Below are 15,441 nucleotides of genomic sequence, written 5' to 3'. Positions count from 1 at the left end.
CTTTATGAAAATAATGTTAGGTGGGAAATACATGTTAGAACAATTTCATATACATGCTGATTTAAAACAACAGCTTTCTACGATTCATGAAAAGAATAAACAAGAAGCTGGTGAAAATGCACATTTAATCGGAACGAAAATATATAAAGCGTCTGATAATAGCATTATTGAAGATGCGATTACAGCACTTCTTCTTGGCAAGAATATTCTATTAAAAGGACCGACTGGTAGTGGTAAAACAGTACTAGCGGAAACTCTTTCTTCTTTATTCCAAAAACCAATGCATAGCATTAACTGCTCTGTCGACTTAGATGTAGAGGGTATTTTAGGATACAACACACTACAAACGAAAGATGGTGCATCTGAAGTTTCATTCGTTAACGGTCCTCTTATGAAAGCAATGAAGAACGGTCACTTCCTATATATTGACGAAATCAATATGGCAAAACCTGAAACGTTACCACTTCTTCACGGCGCATTAGATTACCGTAAAATGATTACAAACCCATTTACACAAGAGGTTGTATACGGTGATGACGAATACCGTGTAATTGCTGCGATTAACGAAGGTTACGTTGGAACAAGTGAACTAAATGAAGCGTTAAAAAACCGTTTCGTTATTATTGAAGTTCCTTACATTCAAGGTGATACATTAAAAGAACTATTATTAGCAGAATCAAAATTAAATGATGTTGCAACAATTGAAAAGTTTGTTGCATTTGCAAGCGACCTTATGCCTTTAGCTCGCGATGGACGTGTAAGTGAAGAAGCAGCAAGTATTCGTGGTATTATCGACGCATGTGATTTAGGTGTATATATTCCTGTTATGCGAGCGATTGAACGAAGCATAATTGCAAAACTTAATGATGAAACAGAACAAATGACTGTCCGTGAATTAGCAGAAAGTTATTTCTTTGAGGGATAATTTATGAGACAAATTTTTAGTGACAAAAAAATTGATGCGTCGCTGTTTCTACAAATGGAAAACTTAATGTATGCCCTTCTAAAAGAAGACGATGCCTATCTTGAATATGGCTATAAAGCATACTACGACGAAATTGAAAAGAAAGTTGTCATTAGTCACTTTTGGGATGATCGAAAAGAAGAAGATACAGTAATCGGATTAAAAAGCGAAGTGTTCTTAAAAGCACTTGGTAATAAACATTACTCGGACATGACTTTAATTCGTTCTTATGCGATTGAATTGCAAGAATCGCCCCTAAAAAAGTTTTTAACACAATTATTTGTTCTATTAGAAGATTTACGCGTTGAGGAAATCGTAAAGAACTTACGTCCTGGCACGAAGCATGTTTTTAAACGTCGAAAAGAAATGTACCGCAATTATTTCGGCTCTCAAAATGAAATAAACCGTGTTCGTAATTATCACGGTGATCGTCTATTTTGCCTATGCTATCTTTCATTAACTAGCGATAAATACGAAATGTTTAATAATGAATATTTTGAGCAAATTGAAGCGATTTTACATGAAACATTCCAAGCACGTAATACAGAAGATATTATGTATATCGTTGAGAAAATTCGCTATCGCTTAGAGGCGCTTCTTGAAAGCGATATGCTTAACAACTATTTCGGACATGCTCCACTTTACTTATCTGTCCTTGCAGACGAAAAGAACTGTCGCGTCGAAGATTTAGCAAATGATGATACGCAGCTTATAGATGACGATGAAAATAAAAACAAAATGGATGAAAGTTTCTCCACATGGCATCGTGAAAATAAAAATAACGAAAACGAGAACTTTTTACGCTTTGAATTAGAAAGCGGAACAAAAACTAATATGATGGGTGATACTGCCCGTGAATCAGAAGATGGCGACCAAGCACTTGGTTCTGTACAAGGTACCTCACAAAAAAATACACAATCCAACTTTGATGGCGCTGATACAGAAGAAGCAAGGGCTTCACACGCTTCTAGCCAGCACGACGGTGCATACGGTAAGTATAATGTAGGTGCTTCTCATACATTTAAAGAAGCTCGCAAACCAAACTCAGATGAGAAAAAAGATTACCAAGCTATCAAATCAGTCGTCAATAAAGATGTAAAAGAATTAAAGAAAATTATCGAAAAAACAATTGAAAATAAAACGAATGCGAATAGTGATAAATATTACGGAAGACTTCGTAAGAAATTCCTTCGTATTTATACCGAAAAACAACCGCGTATGTTTTATAAAAAAGGACAAGAGTCACAAGAACTCGATGTTGCATTCCAACTATTAGTTGACTGTTCTGGTTCTATGTATAACAAAATGGAAGAAACGAAGAAGAGTGTTGTACTATTCCATGAAGCTTTAAAGTCTTTAAAAATCCCGCACGCTATTAGCGGATTTTGGGAAGATGCCTCTAGCGCTAAACCTGAAGATAAGCCGAACGTTATCCATGAAGTTGTAAATTATAAAAACTCAACGTTGCCAAACGTTGGTCCAGAAATTATGCAACTTCGTGAAGAAGAAGATAACCGCGACGGATATATTATTCGTATCGTTTCTGAAAAACTTGCCAAAAGACCTGAGAAACATAAATTCTTACTAGTCTTCACAGACGGTGAGCCTTCTGCGCTAGACTATCAACAAGACGGAATTTTAGATACGCATGAAGCTGTTAAACTCGCGCGTAAAAGTGGTATGGAAGTAATCGGTATCTTCATCGAAGAAGGCGAAGCGAAAGAAGCAACTTATCAATTGATGAAAAACATTTATAACCATCACTTCTTAGTTGCAAATCATGCTGAAGATTTACGATTGAAGATTAAACCATTGCTGAAAAAACTATTACTGAAGACGATTGAATAGAAAATAGGAGCCTTGTGGCTCCTGTTTTTTCGTTCAATTACTTTGTTTCTGGTTGAAACTTGTATGGAATGGCTACTTCTAATAAAGATTCAAATCCTCCGTCATAGTATGGGAAACGCTCATTCGCAATTGTTCGATCTACCCACTCTATTGCAGAAATTTCACCTTCATCTTCCGCAATAAGTTCCCCTTTTACTACATTCGCTCGGAATGTAAAAAATAGTGCATGATTCCCTGATTCTTCAAAGAATTTTTCATTGATCGCAACAAGCCCCCCAGCCAAGGCGGTTAAACCTGTCTCTTCTTTCACTTCTCTTATTAGTGCTTCCTCTAATATTTCACCTTTTTCCACAGCCCCACCTGGCAATGACCAAACGTTTTGTTCTACATTATGTACCATTAATATTTTATCTGTTTCTTCGTCATGTATTAGTGCGTATACGACATCAACTCTTTGCATAAGACTTCTCTCCTCCCAAAAATAATGAAGAGCCGATTCCTAAGAATCGACTCTTCCTATTAATTCATCACTAACTCAGCTGTGAGCTTTTTTTTTAACTTAGCCAGCATGTCAGTTGTCATTTTGTCTAAATCGTATTCTGCTTTAAAGCCCCACTCTTTCATTGCTGCAGTTGCGTCAATAGAGTTTGGCCAGCTATCAGCGATTGTTTGACGAGCTGAATCTACTGCATAATCCATTGTAAACGTCGGAATGTGTTTACGAATTGACGCTGCAATTTGCTCTGGCTCGAAGCTCATTGCTGTAATGTTAAATGCATTTCTATGCACTAGCTTACTTGGATCAGCTTCCATTAATGAAATGATCGCTTGTAAAGCATCAGGCATATACATCATGTCCATGTACGTTCCTTCAGCAATGTATGAGGTGTATGCACCTTTTTTAATCGCCTCATAATAAATTTCAACTGCATAATCAGTCGTTCCGCCTCCTGGAGGAGCTACGTAAGAAATTAAACCTGGGAAACGGACACCGCGCGTATCTACGCCAAATTTTTGATGATAATAATCACATAGTAATTCTCCTGCCACTTTGTTTACCCCATACATCGTAGTAGGACGCTGAATTGTATCTTGCGGTGTATTATCTTTTGGCGTCGATGGACCGAATGCACCGATAGAACTTGGCGTGAAGAACTTACAGTTTAATTCACGAGCTGCTTCTAATGCATTTACAAGTCCGCCCATATTTAAGTTCCATGCGAATAACGGATTTTTTTCTGCTGTTGCTGAAAGTAAAGCTGCTAAATGAATAATTGTATCTACTTCATTACGCTTTGCGATATCATGTAGTTTTTGTCCATCTGTTACATCTAACGTTTCAAATGGACCAGACGTTACTACTTCACTATCTGTTTCACGAATATCTGTTGCAATAACATTTGATGCGCCGTATACATCACGAAGTTTCATTACTAGTTCAGAACCAATTTGCCCTAAAGAACCGGTTACTAGAATTTTTTTCATTTTCCCCACTCCTCATTTGCAAGCTATTCAAAAGATGTCGTTACTTAAATGATGCCCATTTCTTTTCCTACTTTTTCATACTTAAGAATTGCTTCATCTAACATTTCTTTCGTATGAGCTGCTGTAGGCATATTACGAACGCGCCCTGTTCCTTTTGCTACAGTTGGGAACACGATAGATTTTGCGTATACACCTTCTTCATTTAGACGTTTACTAAATTCTTGTGTTAATACTTCGTCCCCAATGATACAAGGTGTAATTGGCGTTTCACTTTCCCCAATGTTAAAGCCAAGTTCTTTTAATCCTTGTTTTAAGTAGCGACCATTTTCCCATAAGCGATCGTGTAACTCTGTGCTTTCCATTAAGATTTCAATTGATCTCATGCAAGCTGCTGCATCAGCTGGTGTTAATGCTGTAGAGAATAAGAATGGACGTGAACGAACTTTTAACCAGTCAATTAAATTTTGTTTCCCTGCTACATATCCACCAATTACCCCAATTGCTTTTGATAATGTACCAATTTGGAAATCAACTTTATCAGAAAGACCGAAGTGCTTTACAGTTCCTGCACCTTTTCCAAGTACACCTGAACCGTGTGCATCATCTACGTATGTCATTAAATCTAACTCTTCTGCAATCTCAACAATTTCTGGTAGTTTTGCAACATCTCCATCCATTGAAAAGACACCGTCTGTAATTACCATTAATTTATTGTAAAGACCTGATTCTTTCGCCGCAATTGCTTTTTGGCGTAAATCTTCCATATCCGAATGTTTATAAACAATAATTTTTGCTTTTGATAGACGACTACCATCAATAATAGAAGCATGGTTTAATTCGTCTGAAAGAATTGCATCATTTTTATCCATAACGGCTGAAATCGCTGCCATATTACAGTTAAATCCTGATTGATAAGCAATTGCTGCTTCTGTATGTTTAAACTTTGCAATTGTTTCTTCTAACTTAATATGCAAATCTAAAGTACCGTTAATTGTACGAACAGCCCCTGCTCCAACACCGTACTTATGAATAGCACCAATTGCTGCTTCTTGCAAACGACTATCTGTTGCTAATCCAAGATAGTTGTTTGAAGATAAGTTAATATATTCTTTTCCGCCAATTGTAATGATCGGTCCATTTGAACTCTCAAGCGGATCAATTACGTTATAAAGCCCCTTTGATTTTAAATCCTCTAAATTTTCTTCTAAAAATTTCGCAAGTGTTTTACTAGACATCGTGAAGCCTCCCATCGTTCATGTAAGCGGATTATTGTCTTAATAGTTCTAATAATCCCTCTACTAGCTTAACACGTTTTCAGAATTTATTATAGAAAAATAGTTTAAAGTAACCGCTTACAATTTTAGATTATATATGATTCATTACAATAAATCTATTATTTACTTTTCATATTTGATAGAATTAAAAAAATATTTCGGGAGGTTTCAAACATGGCATTTACAGAATCTGATGTATACAATAACACAGCATTTTTCGAACAATATATGAAACGAAGATACCGAGAAAATAGCCCAAATGAATCCATTGAAAAACCAATATTCTTTCAGCTCATTGGTCATGTACGAGGAAAACAAATTCTCGATTTAGGCTGTGGTGATGCTAAGTTTGGCGCGGAATTATTAGAAAAGGGATGCTACTCTTACACCGGCATTGAAGGCTCCGAACTTATGTATGAAAAAGCTAAAAAACAACTAGAAAATAAAAATGGAACTGTTCATTTTTTAAACCTCAAAGATTATACCTACCCCTCTTCCACTTTTGATTTAGTAACATCTAGACTCGCCTTACATTATATTGAACATCTTGATACCATTTGTCAAAATGTGTTTCAAACTTTAAAAACAAATGGCACCTTTACCTTTAGCGTTCAACATCCCGTTATTACTTCTTCGTTTGAAAGCTTACAAACAAGTGGTAAAAGAACGAGTTGGCTCGTCGATGATTACTTTAAACTAGGCAAACGGGTTGAACCATGGATTGACCAAGAAGTTATTAAATATCATCGTACAACGGAAGATTATTTTACATTATTACAGCAAGCCGGATTTACCATTACATCATTAAAAGAAGCTACACCAAATCCAACCTATTTTCAAGATGAAGAAGAGTATAAACGTCGCTTACGTATTCCTCTCTTCCTCTTATTTTCTTGTACCAAATAAAAAAACGATGAATCACTCATCGTTTTTTTATCTCATTGCCTGAGCAACTTCTTTAACTACACGTCTTCCTCTTCCGTGAGGTATACAAAGCGGTGTTCCAAATAACGGATCCGTACTAATTTGACACTCCATTCGGAATACATCACGTACTAGTTTCTCATCTACCACTTCTTCAGGTTTACCTTGTGCATATATTTGTTTATCTTGAATGGCTACAATGTTATCTGCATAGCGACATGCTAAATTTAAATCGTGTAATACCATAACAATTGTTCTTTGTTCTGTTTCATTTAATTCGAATAATAAATCTAGCACTTCAATTTGGTGAGTCATATCTAAATATGTAGTAGGCTCATCCAGTAAAATAATATCTGTATCTTGTGCAAGCGTCATTGCAATCCAAGCACGTTGTCGTTGTCCACCTGAAAGAGCATGCACATCACGCTCAGCAAATTCTGTCATACCTGTTGCTGCAAGTGCCTTCTGTACCATTTCCTCATCTTTTTCTGACCACTGTTTCAGCCATGTTTGATATGGATAGCGTCCTTGTTTTACAAGTTGCAATACTGTAAGCCCTTCAGGTGCTTGCGGTCCTTGCGGTAAAATTGCCATTTGACGAGCAATTTGCTTCGTTTGCATACTTTGAATAGCTTGATTATCTAACAAAATGTCACCAGTTGTTGGCTTTAATAATCTAGCTAGTGAACGTAATAAAGTTGATTTCCCGCAACCGTTGGAACCGATAAAGATTGTAATTTCACCTTTTGGAATTTCTAAATTCAACTCATCGATAATAATTGTTTCACCATAAGACAACGTCAAACGTTTCGTCTCCAATGCTTTTTGCATATTCATCTCCCTTTATGAATTCCGACTTTTATAAAGTAAATAAATAAAATAAGGTGCACCAATTGCTGATGTAAATACCCCTGCTGGAATTTCAAGTGGTGTGAAAACTGTACGCCCAATTAAATCTGCAGCAAGTACTAGAATTGCACCAACAATAGCTGCAACTGGGAGTAATGCACCGTATAAAGAACCAACTAGCCTTCGTGAAATATGAGGTGCCATTAAACCGACAAATCCAATTCCTCCGGCGAAGGCAACTGCTCCCCCAATTAAAGCCGTACTAAGTAATAACATGAATACGCGTGACTTCGTTAAAGGAACACCAAGTCCTACCGCAATATCATCCCCTAGCTCTTGCGCATTTAAATGTCTAGCAGCTATAAATGATATTACCGTTAAAATGAGAACCCACGGTGCAAGCACCATAACGTTTTGCCATGAAGAACCATAAACAGTACCTGTAATCCATACATTCGCTTGACTCGCTTGATAAATTGGTGCTAACAACATAAACAAAGTCGTTGCCGCTTTCGTTAATGCCCAAAACCCCACACCAATTAAAACAAGACTAATCGGCGATAACCCGTCATTTCTCCATGCAAATAAATATACAAAAAGCGCCACAATCGTTGCCCCAACAAAGGCTGCTAACGGCATATAATGAATACTTACAGTTAGCGCATTATTTTTATCACTAAATATAGCTAAAAACAATACAACTGCAACACTTGCCCCGCCCGTAATCCCGATGATATCCGGAGAAGCAAGTGGATTTCGAACGAGACCTTGTAAAATACATCCTGCTACAGCAAGCGCAATTCCTACGAGGATAGCAATTAAAATACGTGGCATACGAAACTTATTCACAACCATATTTGACATCGCATCGCCATTTCCAGTAATTGCTTGCCATACGTCATAAGGAGCAATTTTCATGTCTCCCATACCTGCGCTCGCAAAGAATAATCCTATTAAAACAACTAGTAAACTTAACAAGACGAGACAAGCTCGTTTATACATTAAAAACGAGAGCTCACCTTTTCCTATACGAAACGGAATATATTTCTTCATTTGCTAAGCCCTCTCTTACGTGCAATATAAATAAAGAATGGAGCTCCAATAAATGCTGTCATAACTCCTACTGGTACTTCTTGTGGCATAATGACATATCTTGCTGCTATATCAGCCAATATTAGTAGTATTGCACCTAACAATCCGCTATAAGGCACTCTCCATCTGTGGTCAACTCCAACAAGAAATCTCGCAAAATGCGGAGTAATAATTCCAATAAATCCAATTGGGCCAGCAACCGCAACCGAACCACCAGACAACAGTACAATAATAAGTAACACGAATGATTTCATTAAAATTGTTCGTTGTCCAAGTCCTTTCGCGACGTCTTCTCCCATCATCAATGTATTTACTTTCCCTGCCATCATAAGAGATGCAATCCATCCTATTAATAAATATGGGAATACAGATTGTAAAATTTCTAACTTTCTCCCTTGCACAGATCCAGCAAGCCAAAATAATACCTCTTCAAGTGCTTTTTCATTTAACACAAGTAATCCTTGTGTTAATGATGAAAATAACGCACTAATTGCGACCCCTGCTAACGTTAACTTAAGAGGAGTAGTTCCTTCTTTTCCTAAAGAACTAGAAGCAAATACAAGTACAGCTGCAACCGCCGCTCCTAAAAAGGCAATCCATGTGAAAGCTGATAATGATGTTACTGAAAAGATTACAATTGCTACAACTATGAAGAACGCAGCACCTGAATTTAATCCAATAAAATCTGGAGAAGCAAGTGGATTCTTAGTTAAAGTTTGCATAAGACAACCAGCAATGGCTAAACTAGCACCAACACTAGCTGCAATTAACGCCCTAGGCAGACGTACATTTTGAATAATAATATGTTCATTGGAACCGTTAAAATGGAAAAAAGCATCCAATGCTAGTTTCCAACTCGTATTTGTATACCCGAAAATAATACTTCCCCAAATACAAATAACGACTGCAATGATTCCAACAAATAATCCAATCCATTTTGCTCGATTTGTTTTTAATAACATGCAGCGTTTCCCCTTCAATGTATAATGATACGTTGTTAGTGTATTTCAACTTAATTCTCATTGTCAACGGAAATGAGAATTATTTTCACCCATATGTATTGACAATCAAAAGATAAAGGCTTAATATCATGCTTGCTATTGAAAAATATTCTCAACATGTAGGGGGTACATAATGAATTTCATGCGGAAGAAATCGTTTACAGTATTTGTATTTTTACTAGCATTTTCAATGCTTTTAAGCGCTTGTGGAAAATCAAATAACAAAGAAGAATCTACAAAAGAAGATAATAAAAAAGAAGTGGTTACTGTAGAACATGCAATGGGTAAAACAGAAGTTCCTGCTAATCCAAAACGTGTAGTTATCTTAACAAATGAAGGAACTGAAGCTTTACTTGAATTAGGTGTGAAACCAGTTGGTGCTGTAAAGTCTTGGACTGGTGACCCATGGTATCCACATATTAAGGATAAAATGAAAGATGTAAAAGTTGTTGGTGATGAAGGACAAGTTAACGTTGAAACAATTGCTTCTTTAAAACCAGACTTAATTATCGGTAATAAAATGCGCCACGAAAAAGTGTACGAACAACTAAAAGCAATTGCACCTACTGTGTTCTCAGAAACATTACGTGGTGAATGGAAAGATAACTTCAAATTTTATGCAAAAGCATTAAATAAAGAAAAAGAAGGTCAAAAAGTTGTAGCTGATTACGAATCACGTATAAAAGATTTAAAAGGCAAACTTGGCGATAAAGTAAACCAAGAAATCTCTATGGTTCGTTTCATGCCTGGTGATGTTCGTATTTATCATGGCGATACATTCTCTGGTGTTATTTTAAAAGAACTTGGATTTAAACGTCCTGGAGATCAAAATAAAGATGATTTTGCAGAGCGTAACGTATCTAAAGAGCGTATTTCTGCTATGGATGGTGACGTATTATTCTACTTCACATTCGATAAAGGAAATGAGAAAAAAGGATCTGAACTAGAAAAAGAGTATATAAACGATCCTCTATTTAAAAATTTAAATGCAGTAAAAAATGGTAAAGCATACAAAGTTGATGACGTTATTTGGAATACAGCTGGTGGCGTAATGGCCGCTAACCTACTATTAGATGACATCGAAAAACGCTTTGTTAAATAATATTTCCTTAACCAGCTCCCTTCTGTGGAGCTGGTTATTTTTCAATTCACTTAAATGTCACATTATTTCGTTTTGTATTTTTATTCCCAATATGTTATATTGAGAAAGTAAATAGAATATATTTTCTTTATATCAGAATAAATGTTTTAATCTAAATTTTCTGATTAATCACTATTTTATTTTCTTTTAGAATTCAATTATTACATTTGAAAACGCTTATCATCTCGTTTTCAGGGCAAAATACAGTAACGGTCGAAGAAAAATAGAACTTTTTTAGAAATTTTCTTTCTATTTCCATATAATTCTATTGACTTCTAAATATTTTGTAAATTAAAATGATTACATAAATATCCGTTATACAGGATTAGGGGGAAACAAAAATGGATGCAGCTTTAAAATTAGACAAAGCTGGAGAGCAACAATCACCAAAAAAACATCCACCAGGGTTATACTTGTTGTTCTTTACAGAAGCATGGGAAAGATTTAGTTATTACGGAATGCGTGGCTTATTAGTTCTTTATTTAACAACGAGCTTAGTAAGCGGCGGTTTAGGATTTGATAAAGCAGTTGCAGTTCAAATTTACGGTATTTTCACAATGTTAGTATACTTCACACCGATTATTGGTGGTTGGTTAACTGACCATTTCATTACGAAGCGACATGCCATTACTATTGGTGGTATCATCATGGCAATTGGTAACTTTGTATTATTCTCAATGAACACAAAAACTGGACTTTTCTTAGGATTAGGATTATTAGTTATTGGTAACGGATTCTTCAAACCAAATATTTCGACTTTATTAGGTCAATTATATAGCGACAACGATTCTCGTCGTGATAGTGCCTTCACTATCTTCTACATGGGGATTAACTTAGGAGCTCTTATCGCTCCATTCATTTGCGGTTACTTCGCAGATTATAGATACGGTTTCTTAACAGCTTGTATCGGTATGATTATTGGGCAGCTTGCCTTTAATTTCTTAGCACCTCGTTACTTAGGGTCTATCGGAACAACTGTTGTAGGTAAACAATCTAAAGAAAAAAATGCAAAAGCAATTGAGAAAAAACCTTTAACAACACAAGAGAAAAAACGTACTGCTGCAATTTTAATTTTAACTTGTTTCGTAGTATTCTTCTGGGCAGGATTTGAGCAAGCTGGTAGTTCTTTAACACTTTACACAGATAAGTTCGTAGATCGTACAATTGGTGGATTTACAATTCCAACACCTTGGTTCCAATCTGTAAACCCACTATTCATTATCTTACTAGCATTACCTGTTTCTGCGTTATGGATTAAGCTTTCAAAAACAAAAAATGGCGATTTGAAAATCCCAACAAAAATGGCATTAGGCATGATTTTACTAGGGATTGGATATTTAGTTCTAACTTTAGCTGTTTTAAAAACTGGTAGCGATGAAGGTAACATTACAATGAAAGCAAACTTACTATTCATTGTATTCACTTACATGTTCCACACAATCGGTGAGTTATTCTTATCACCAATCGGATTATCTATGGTAAGTGCAATTGCTCCTGTTAAATTAGCATCATTATTAATGGGTGTATGGTTAGCTGGTACTGGCTTCGCAAACTTATTAGCAGGACAATTAGCCGCTTTCACTCAATCTTTAGGATATTTAGAAGTATTCGCAAGCATCGGTATTATCGTAATTGTACTGGGATTAGTACTTCTTATGTTCTCTAAGAAAATTGCACATATGATGGAATAACAAAAAGACGCTTCTAAAATTAGAAGCGTCTTTTTTATTACTTCTCCTCTAAAGCTGTCACGTCCACATGAACGCTCTCACCAGGATTAGATACATCATACACTTGAGCACTCCCCTTCTGCTCATCACAGCTCTCAATCCATACTGGTACGCCCTCATATGTAACGTCAATTCTACTTGAAGAAGATAAGATTTGTTTCACACGTTTCACATCCATACTACTATCCCTCCTTTTGCTTACTACACTCCTTTTTATTTTTTCTTTTCCTTTTAGAATATATTCCGTCAGGCAGCATGTTGATTGATAGTCATTTCTTCCTAACATGCTAATATTTACTCTCTCGCTACCTTTCTGACAAATAAAAAAAGACGTATATTCTACACGTCTTTTTCCATAATATTCAAATTTTAAGAAAATAATGTTTTTACTACCGCACTTACTTTATCATTATGGATTTGATAATACACTTCTAATCCTCGTCTTTCAAAGCGTACTACTTTATTTTGCTTTAACTTCGTTAAATGTTGTGAAACAGTTGATTGTGGAATTTCTAATACTTCCTGTAGCTGTGTTACATTACATGTTCCTCTTTGCATAAGTTCCATTACTAGACGTAGACGAAGTGGGTGAGCTAACGCTCTTAACATTTGTACATCTTCTTCTGAAATACGACATTCGAATTGATTTTGGCTCATAAAGTTCCCCTCATTTTCGTTTTTATTTGCGTTTTTATGTTCTTTTTATTTATTTATATATCTGTTCTTATATTTCCTGTTACGACATAACTTTATCAACCTATAAAGCCGAAAATTTTTTCCATCTTTATCAGCAAAAATTCAGGAAAAAATCCTTGCTGATTTTGAATATTATACTATATGATATAACGAAAAAGCAAAATAATGGCCTACGAATACTTTGCTTGCAAACGTTGTTTTATCAGGCTTTTTGTTATATTTTCACCTCATTGAAATGCACAGTAACGGTATTGTAAAATACCGTCTATAATTGATAACCTATCGTAATGTAGTTGAACTATAATTAACCTCTTTGTTACGCTAAAAGGAATTTTCAGTAAAAAGAGATGATGTGATATTAAAAATTTGTTTCTTATTTTTTATTCGTATTGCAAGCGGTTGGATTGTTGTGCAAAACTTCCTATTAAATCCACTCACCGTTCCCCCCACTAGATCAAACAGGACAGATAATTGCATATATCAAACTTTATACTTAATATAAAAGACTTCATCTAATATACACCTATAAAGAACATGCCATCTGAATAAGCAAAATAATATGCACATAGTTTATACAGCGCACTTAAATTCATTTGAGTGTGTTTTTTGTCTACTTTATGAACAAAGCTTTTCTTTTAACACTATTATGGAATAATTATACTTTTTTACGTTGACAATAGTGTTGAAGGAGAATATACTAAGCATGTAAGTTGATTGTGAATTGTTTCACAAATAATGTGAATTTCTTCACATATAATAGATAGGAGTTGTCATTATTATGAGTACTTGGACACAAATTTATGACCCGTTAAACAATATTTGGTTATCTGCACTAATCGCAGCACTTCCAATCTTTTGTTTCATCATTTGTTTAATGGGATTCAAAATGAAAAGTTACATGGCTGGTCTTTATAGTGTGATTGTCGCTATTATCCTTGCAATATTTGTTTATAAAATGCCAGCAACAGTAGCTGTAGCATCTGCCGGATTCGGTGTTTTATCTGGATTTTATCCAATTTGTACTATCGTTATCGCCGCAATTTTCCTTTACAAATTAACTGTTAAAACAGAGCAATTCAATATTATTCGCGATAGTATTTCAAGCATTACAAATGATCAACGTTTACAAGTATTATTAATCGCTTATTCTTTCGGTGCTTTCTTAGAAGGCGCAGCTGGTCTAGGGGTTCCAGTTGCTATTACAGCTGCACTACTTGTAGGTATGGGCTTTAATCCATTAAAAGCAGCAGGTATTTGTTTAGTAGCTAATATTGCTGGTGGTGCTATGGGTGCTATGGGTATTCCAGTTACAGTACCAGCACAATTAACTCAACTTGACGCATTAACTATTGGTCGTCAAACTGTTCTTATTTTACCTTTCATTAGTGTTATCTTACCTTTCTTACTTGTTTCAATGGTCGATGGAATTAAAGGTATTAAAGAAACTTGGCAAGGTATTCTTGTAAGTGGTGTTTCTTTCGCTATTACTCAATTCGCTGTAACTTACTTCTTAGGCGCAGAACTTACTAATATTTTTGCAGCCGTTGTAAGTATGATTGCTCTTGCATTATTCTTACGTGTTTGGCAACCAAAATCTTCTACTAAAGAAGAAAAACAAGAAACTAAAGTATCACATACATTCAATCAAATTTTATATGCTTGGTCTCCATTCGTATTCTTAACTGCATTTGTAACAATCTTTAACTTAAAACCGATTAAAGCTTTATTTGCTCCAGATGGTGCGTTAGCAAACTTAGTATTTAACATTCAGTTCCCTGGTCTTCATAATGCTGTTATGAAAACTACACCAATTACAAAAGCTGATACACCTTTCGCAGCTGTTTTCAAATTTGATGTATTCTCTTCTACAACTACTGCGATTGTACTAGCAATTATCGTTTCACTTATCGTTTACCGCGTAAAAGGTAAAATGGTTAAAGAATTAATGATTGAAACAATGAAAGAATTAAAAGCCCCAGTATATACAATTTGTAGCGTTATCGCATTAGCTTACGTAGAGAACTACTCTGGTATGTCATCTACACTTGGACTTGCATTCTCTTCTACTGGTAATGCATTCCCAATTCTTTCTCCAATCTTAGGATGGATTGGCGTATTCATTACAGGTTCAGTAGTTTCAAGTGGTTCTTTATTCGCACCACTTCAAGCAGTAACAGCAGACCAGTTAAACATCGTCCCTTCTACACTCGTTGCCTTAAACGTAGTAGGTGGTACAATGGCAAAAATGGTTTCACCACAATCTGTAGCAGTTGCTTGTGCCGCAGTTGGACTAGTTGGTAAAGAATCTGCTCTATTTAAAACAGCAATGAAATACAGTTTAATCTTCTTAGCTGTTATTAGCTTACTTCAATTAAACGCTGTATTTAATATCTTTTAAAAATAAAACACCGATCCAAATGGATCGGTGTTTTTCACA

The 15,441-nt window shown here is 35.5% G+C and carries 14 protein-coding genes; 6 read left to right on the top strand and 8 right to left on the bottom strand.

Going from position 1 to position 15,441, the window contains the following annotated elements; all coding sequences use genetic code 11:
• Positions 1-31: 31 nt before the first annotated feature.
• Both AU379_RS26515 and AU379_RS26510 read left to right on the top strand, forming a co-directional pair.
• Complete coding sequence (locus tag AU379_RS26515; protein ID WP_000892973.1) at positions 32-925, top strand: MoxR family ATPase; 894 nt, start codon at positions 32-34, stop codon at positions 923-925.
• A gap of 3 nt (positions 926-928) precedes the next feature.
• Positions 929-2,812 (top strand): VWA domain-containing protein, encoded by a 1,884-nt coding sequence (locus tag AU379_RS26510; RefSeq protein ID WP_061140055.1) that lies wholly within the window; start codon positions 929-931, stop codon positions 2,810-2,812.
• Positions 2,813-2,849: 37 nt separating this feature from the next.
• Here AU379_RS26510 and AU379_RS26505 read toward each other — a convergent pair whose 3' ends face one another.
• The 3 genes from AU379_RS26505 to AU379_RS26495 are packed head-to-tail and all read right to left on the bottom strand — an operon-like array spanning position 2,850 to position 5,532.
• The gene (locus AU379_RS26505) at positions 2,850-3,272 is read right to left on the bottom strand and encodes an NUDIX hydrolase (protein ID WP_001189940.1); all 423 of its coding nucleotides are present in this window, start codon (positions 3,270-3,272) and stop codon (positions 2,850-2,852) included.
• Positions 3,273-3,331: 59 nt separating this feature from the next.
• Positions 3,332-4,297: an L-threonine 3-dehydrogenase gene (locus tag AU379_RS26500; protein WP_000723129.1), complete on the bottom strand. Its 966-nt coding sequence runs from the start codon at positions 4,295-4,297 to the stop codon at positions 3,332-3,334.
• A gap of 44 nt (positions 4,298-4,341) precedes the next feature.
• The gene (locus AU379_RS26495) at positions 4,342-5,532 is read right to left on the bottom strand and encodes a glycine C-acetyltransferase (protein WP_000095905.1); all 1,191 of its coding nucleotides are present in this window, start codon (positions 5,530-5,532) and stop codon (positions 4,342-4,344) included.
• A 213-nt stretch (positions 5,533-5,745) separates the two neighbouring features.
• Here AU379_RS26495 and AU379_RS26490 point away from each other — a divergent pair, with 213 nt between their 5' ends.
• Positions 5,746-6,477 carry a class I SAM-dependent methyltransferase gene (locus AU379_RS26490; protein ID WP_061140054.1) on the top strand — a complete coding sequence of 244 codons (732 nt, stop codon included), beginning with the start codon at positions 5,746-5,748 and terminating at the stop codon, positions 6,475-6,477.
• Between the two features lie 27 nt (positions 6,478-6,504).
• On the opposite strand, the gene AU379_RS26485 is transcribed toward AU379_RS26490, so the two are convergent.
• From AU379_RS26485 to AU379_RS26475, 3 genes are read right to left on the bottom strand one after another with little or no spacing between them, the layout of a single operon-like run.
• Complete coding sequence (locus AU379_RS26485) at positions 6,505-7,326, bottom strand: ABC transporter ATP-binding protein (RefSeq protein WP_001167962.1); 822 nt, start codon at positions 7,324-7,326, stop codon at positions 6,505-6,507.
• A 12-nt stretch (positions 7,327-7,338) separates the two neighbouring features.
• Positions 7,339-8,397 carry an iron ABC transporter permease gene (locus AU379_RS26480; RefSeq protein WP_000760054.1) on the bottom strand — a complete coding sequence of 353 codons (1,059 nt, stop codon included), beginning with the start codon at positions 8,395-8,397 and terminating at the stop codon, positions 7,339-7,341.
• Positions 8,394-9,398 (bottom strand): iron ABC transporter permease, encoded by a 1,005-nt coding sequence (locus AU379_RS26475; protein WP_000925232.1) that lies wholly within the window; start codon positions 9,396-9,398, stop codon positions 8,394-8,396. Before AU379_RS26475 ends, AU379_RS26480 begins: the two co-directional genes overlap by 4 nt.
• Before the next feature lie 172 nt (positions 9,399-9,570).
• Between AU379_RS26475 and AU379_RS26470 the strand changes: the two genes are divergently transcribed.
• Both AU379_RS26470 and AU379_RS26465 read left to right on the top strand, forming a co-directional pair.
• On the top strand, positions 9,571-10,539 hold the full coding sequence (locus tag AU379_RS26470) for an iron-siderophore ABC transporter substrate-binding protein (RefSeq protein WP_001010274.1): 969 nt from the start codon (positions 9,571-9,573) through the stop codon (positions 10,537-10,539).
• A gap of 380 nt (positions 10,540-10,919) precedes the next feature.
• Complete coding sequence (locus tag AU379_RS26465; protein WP_044584126.1) at positions 10,920-12,269, top strand: peptide MFS transporter; 1,350 nt, start codon at positions 10,920-10,922, stop codon at positions 12,267-12,269.
• 37 nt (positions 12,270-12,306) lie between these two features.
• Here the strand turns inward: AU379_RS26465 and AU379_RS26460 are convergent, their stop codons facing one another.
• Together AU379_RS26460 and AU379_RS26455 are read right to left on the bottom strand one after the other, a co-directional pair.
• On the bottom strand, positions 12,307-12,486 hold the full coding sequence (locus tag AU379_RS26460) for an acid-soluble spore protein H (protein WP_000382679.1): 180 nt from the start codon (positions 12,484-12,486) through the stop codon (positions 12,307-12,309).
• Positions 12,487-12,677: 191 nt separating this feature from the next.
• Positions 12,678-12,965, bottom strand: a complete 288-nt coding sequence (locus AU379_RS26455) for a metalloregulator ArsR/SmtB family transcription factor (protein WP_000081428.1) — start codon at positions 12,963-12,965, stop codon at positions 12,678-12,680.
• Positions 12,966-13,782: 817 nt separating this feature from the next.
• On the opposite strand from AU379_RS26455, the gene AU379_RS26450 reads away from it, so the two are divergent.
• Positions 13,783-15,402: a lactate permease LctP family transporter gene (locus tag AU379_RS26450; RefSeq protein WP_030023043.1), complete on the top strand. Its 1,620-nt coding sequence runs from the start codon at positions 13,783-13,785 to the stop codon at positions 15,400-15,402.
• Positions 15,403-15,441 lie beyond the last annotated feature (39 nt).

This window comes from Bacillus sp. JH7 (assembly GCF_001563515.1).
Lineage (GTDB): Bacteria > Bacillota > Bacilli > Bacillales > Bacillaceae_G > Bacillus_A > Bacillus_A cereus.
The sequence above is the reverse complement of the archived record's forward strand: the minus strand, read 5'-3'. Positions and strand labels throughout refer to the sequence as shown.

Coding starts and splice junctions, on each gene's coding strand:
- AU379_RS26510 (WP_061140055.1), top strand. CDS start 929: ATGAGACAAATTTTTAGTGACAAAAAAATTGATGCGTCGCTGTTTCTA.
- AU379_RS26460 (WP_000382679.1), bottom strand. CDS start 12,486: ATGGATGTGAAACGTGTGAAACAAATCTTATCTTCTTCAAGTAGAATT.
- AU379_RS26490 (WP_061140054.1), top strand. CDS start 5,746: ATGGCATTTACAGAATCTGATGTATACAATAACACAGCATTTTTCGAA.
- AU379_RS26515 (WP_000892973.1), top strand. CDS start 32: ATGTTAGAACAATTTCATATACATGCTGATTTAAAACAACAGCTTTCT.
- AU379_RS26480 (WP_000760054.1), bottom strand. CDS start 8,397: ATGAAGAAATATATTCCGTTTCGTATAGGAAAAGGTGAGCTCTCGTTT.
- AU379_RS26470 (WP_001010274.1), top strand. CDS start 9,571: ATGAATTTCATGCGGAAGAAATCGTTTACAGTATTTGTATTTTTACTA.
- AU379_RS26485 (WP_001167962.1), bottom strand. CDS start 7,326: ATGCAAAAAGCATTGGAGACGAAACGTTTGACGTTGTCTTATGGTGAA.
- AU379_RS26500 (WP_000723129.1), bottom strand. CDS start 4,297: ATGAAAAAAATTCTAGTAACCGGTTCTTTAGGGCAAATTGGTTCTGAA.
- AU379_RS26465 (WP_044584126.1), top strand. CDS start 10,920: ATGGATGCAGCTTTAAAATTAGACAAAGCTGGAGAGCAACAATCACCA.
- AU379_RS26505 (WP_001189940.1), bottom strand. CDS start 3,272: ATGCAAAGAGTTGATGTCGTATACGCACTAATACATGACGAAGAAACA.
- AU379_RS26455 (WP_000081428.1), bottom strand. CDS start 12,965: ATGAGCCAAAATCAATTCGAATGTCGTATTTCAGAAGAAGATGTACAA.
- AU379_RS26475 (WP_000925232.1), bottom strand. CDS start 9,398: ATGTTATTAAAAACAAATCGAGCAAAATGGATTGGATTATTTGTTGGA.
- AU379_RS26495 (WP_000095905.1), bottom strand. CDS start 5,532: ATGTCTAGTAAAACACTTGCGAAATTTTTAGAAGAAAATTTAGAGGAT.
- AU379_RS26450 (WP_030023043.1), top strand. CDS start 13,783: ATGAGTACTTGGACACAAATTTATGACCCGTTAAACAATATTTGGTTA.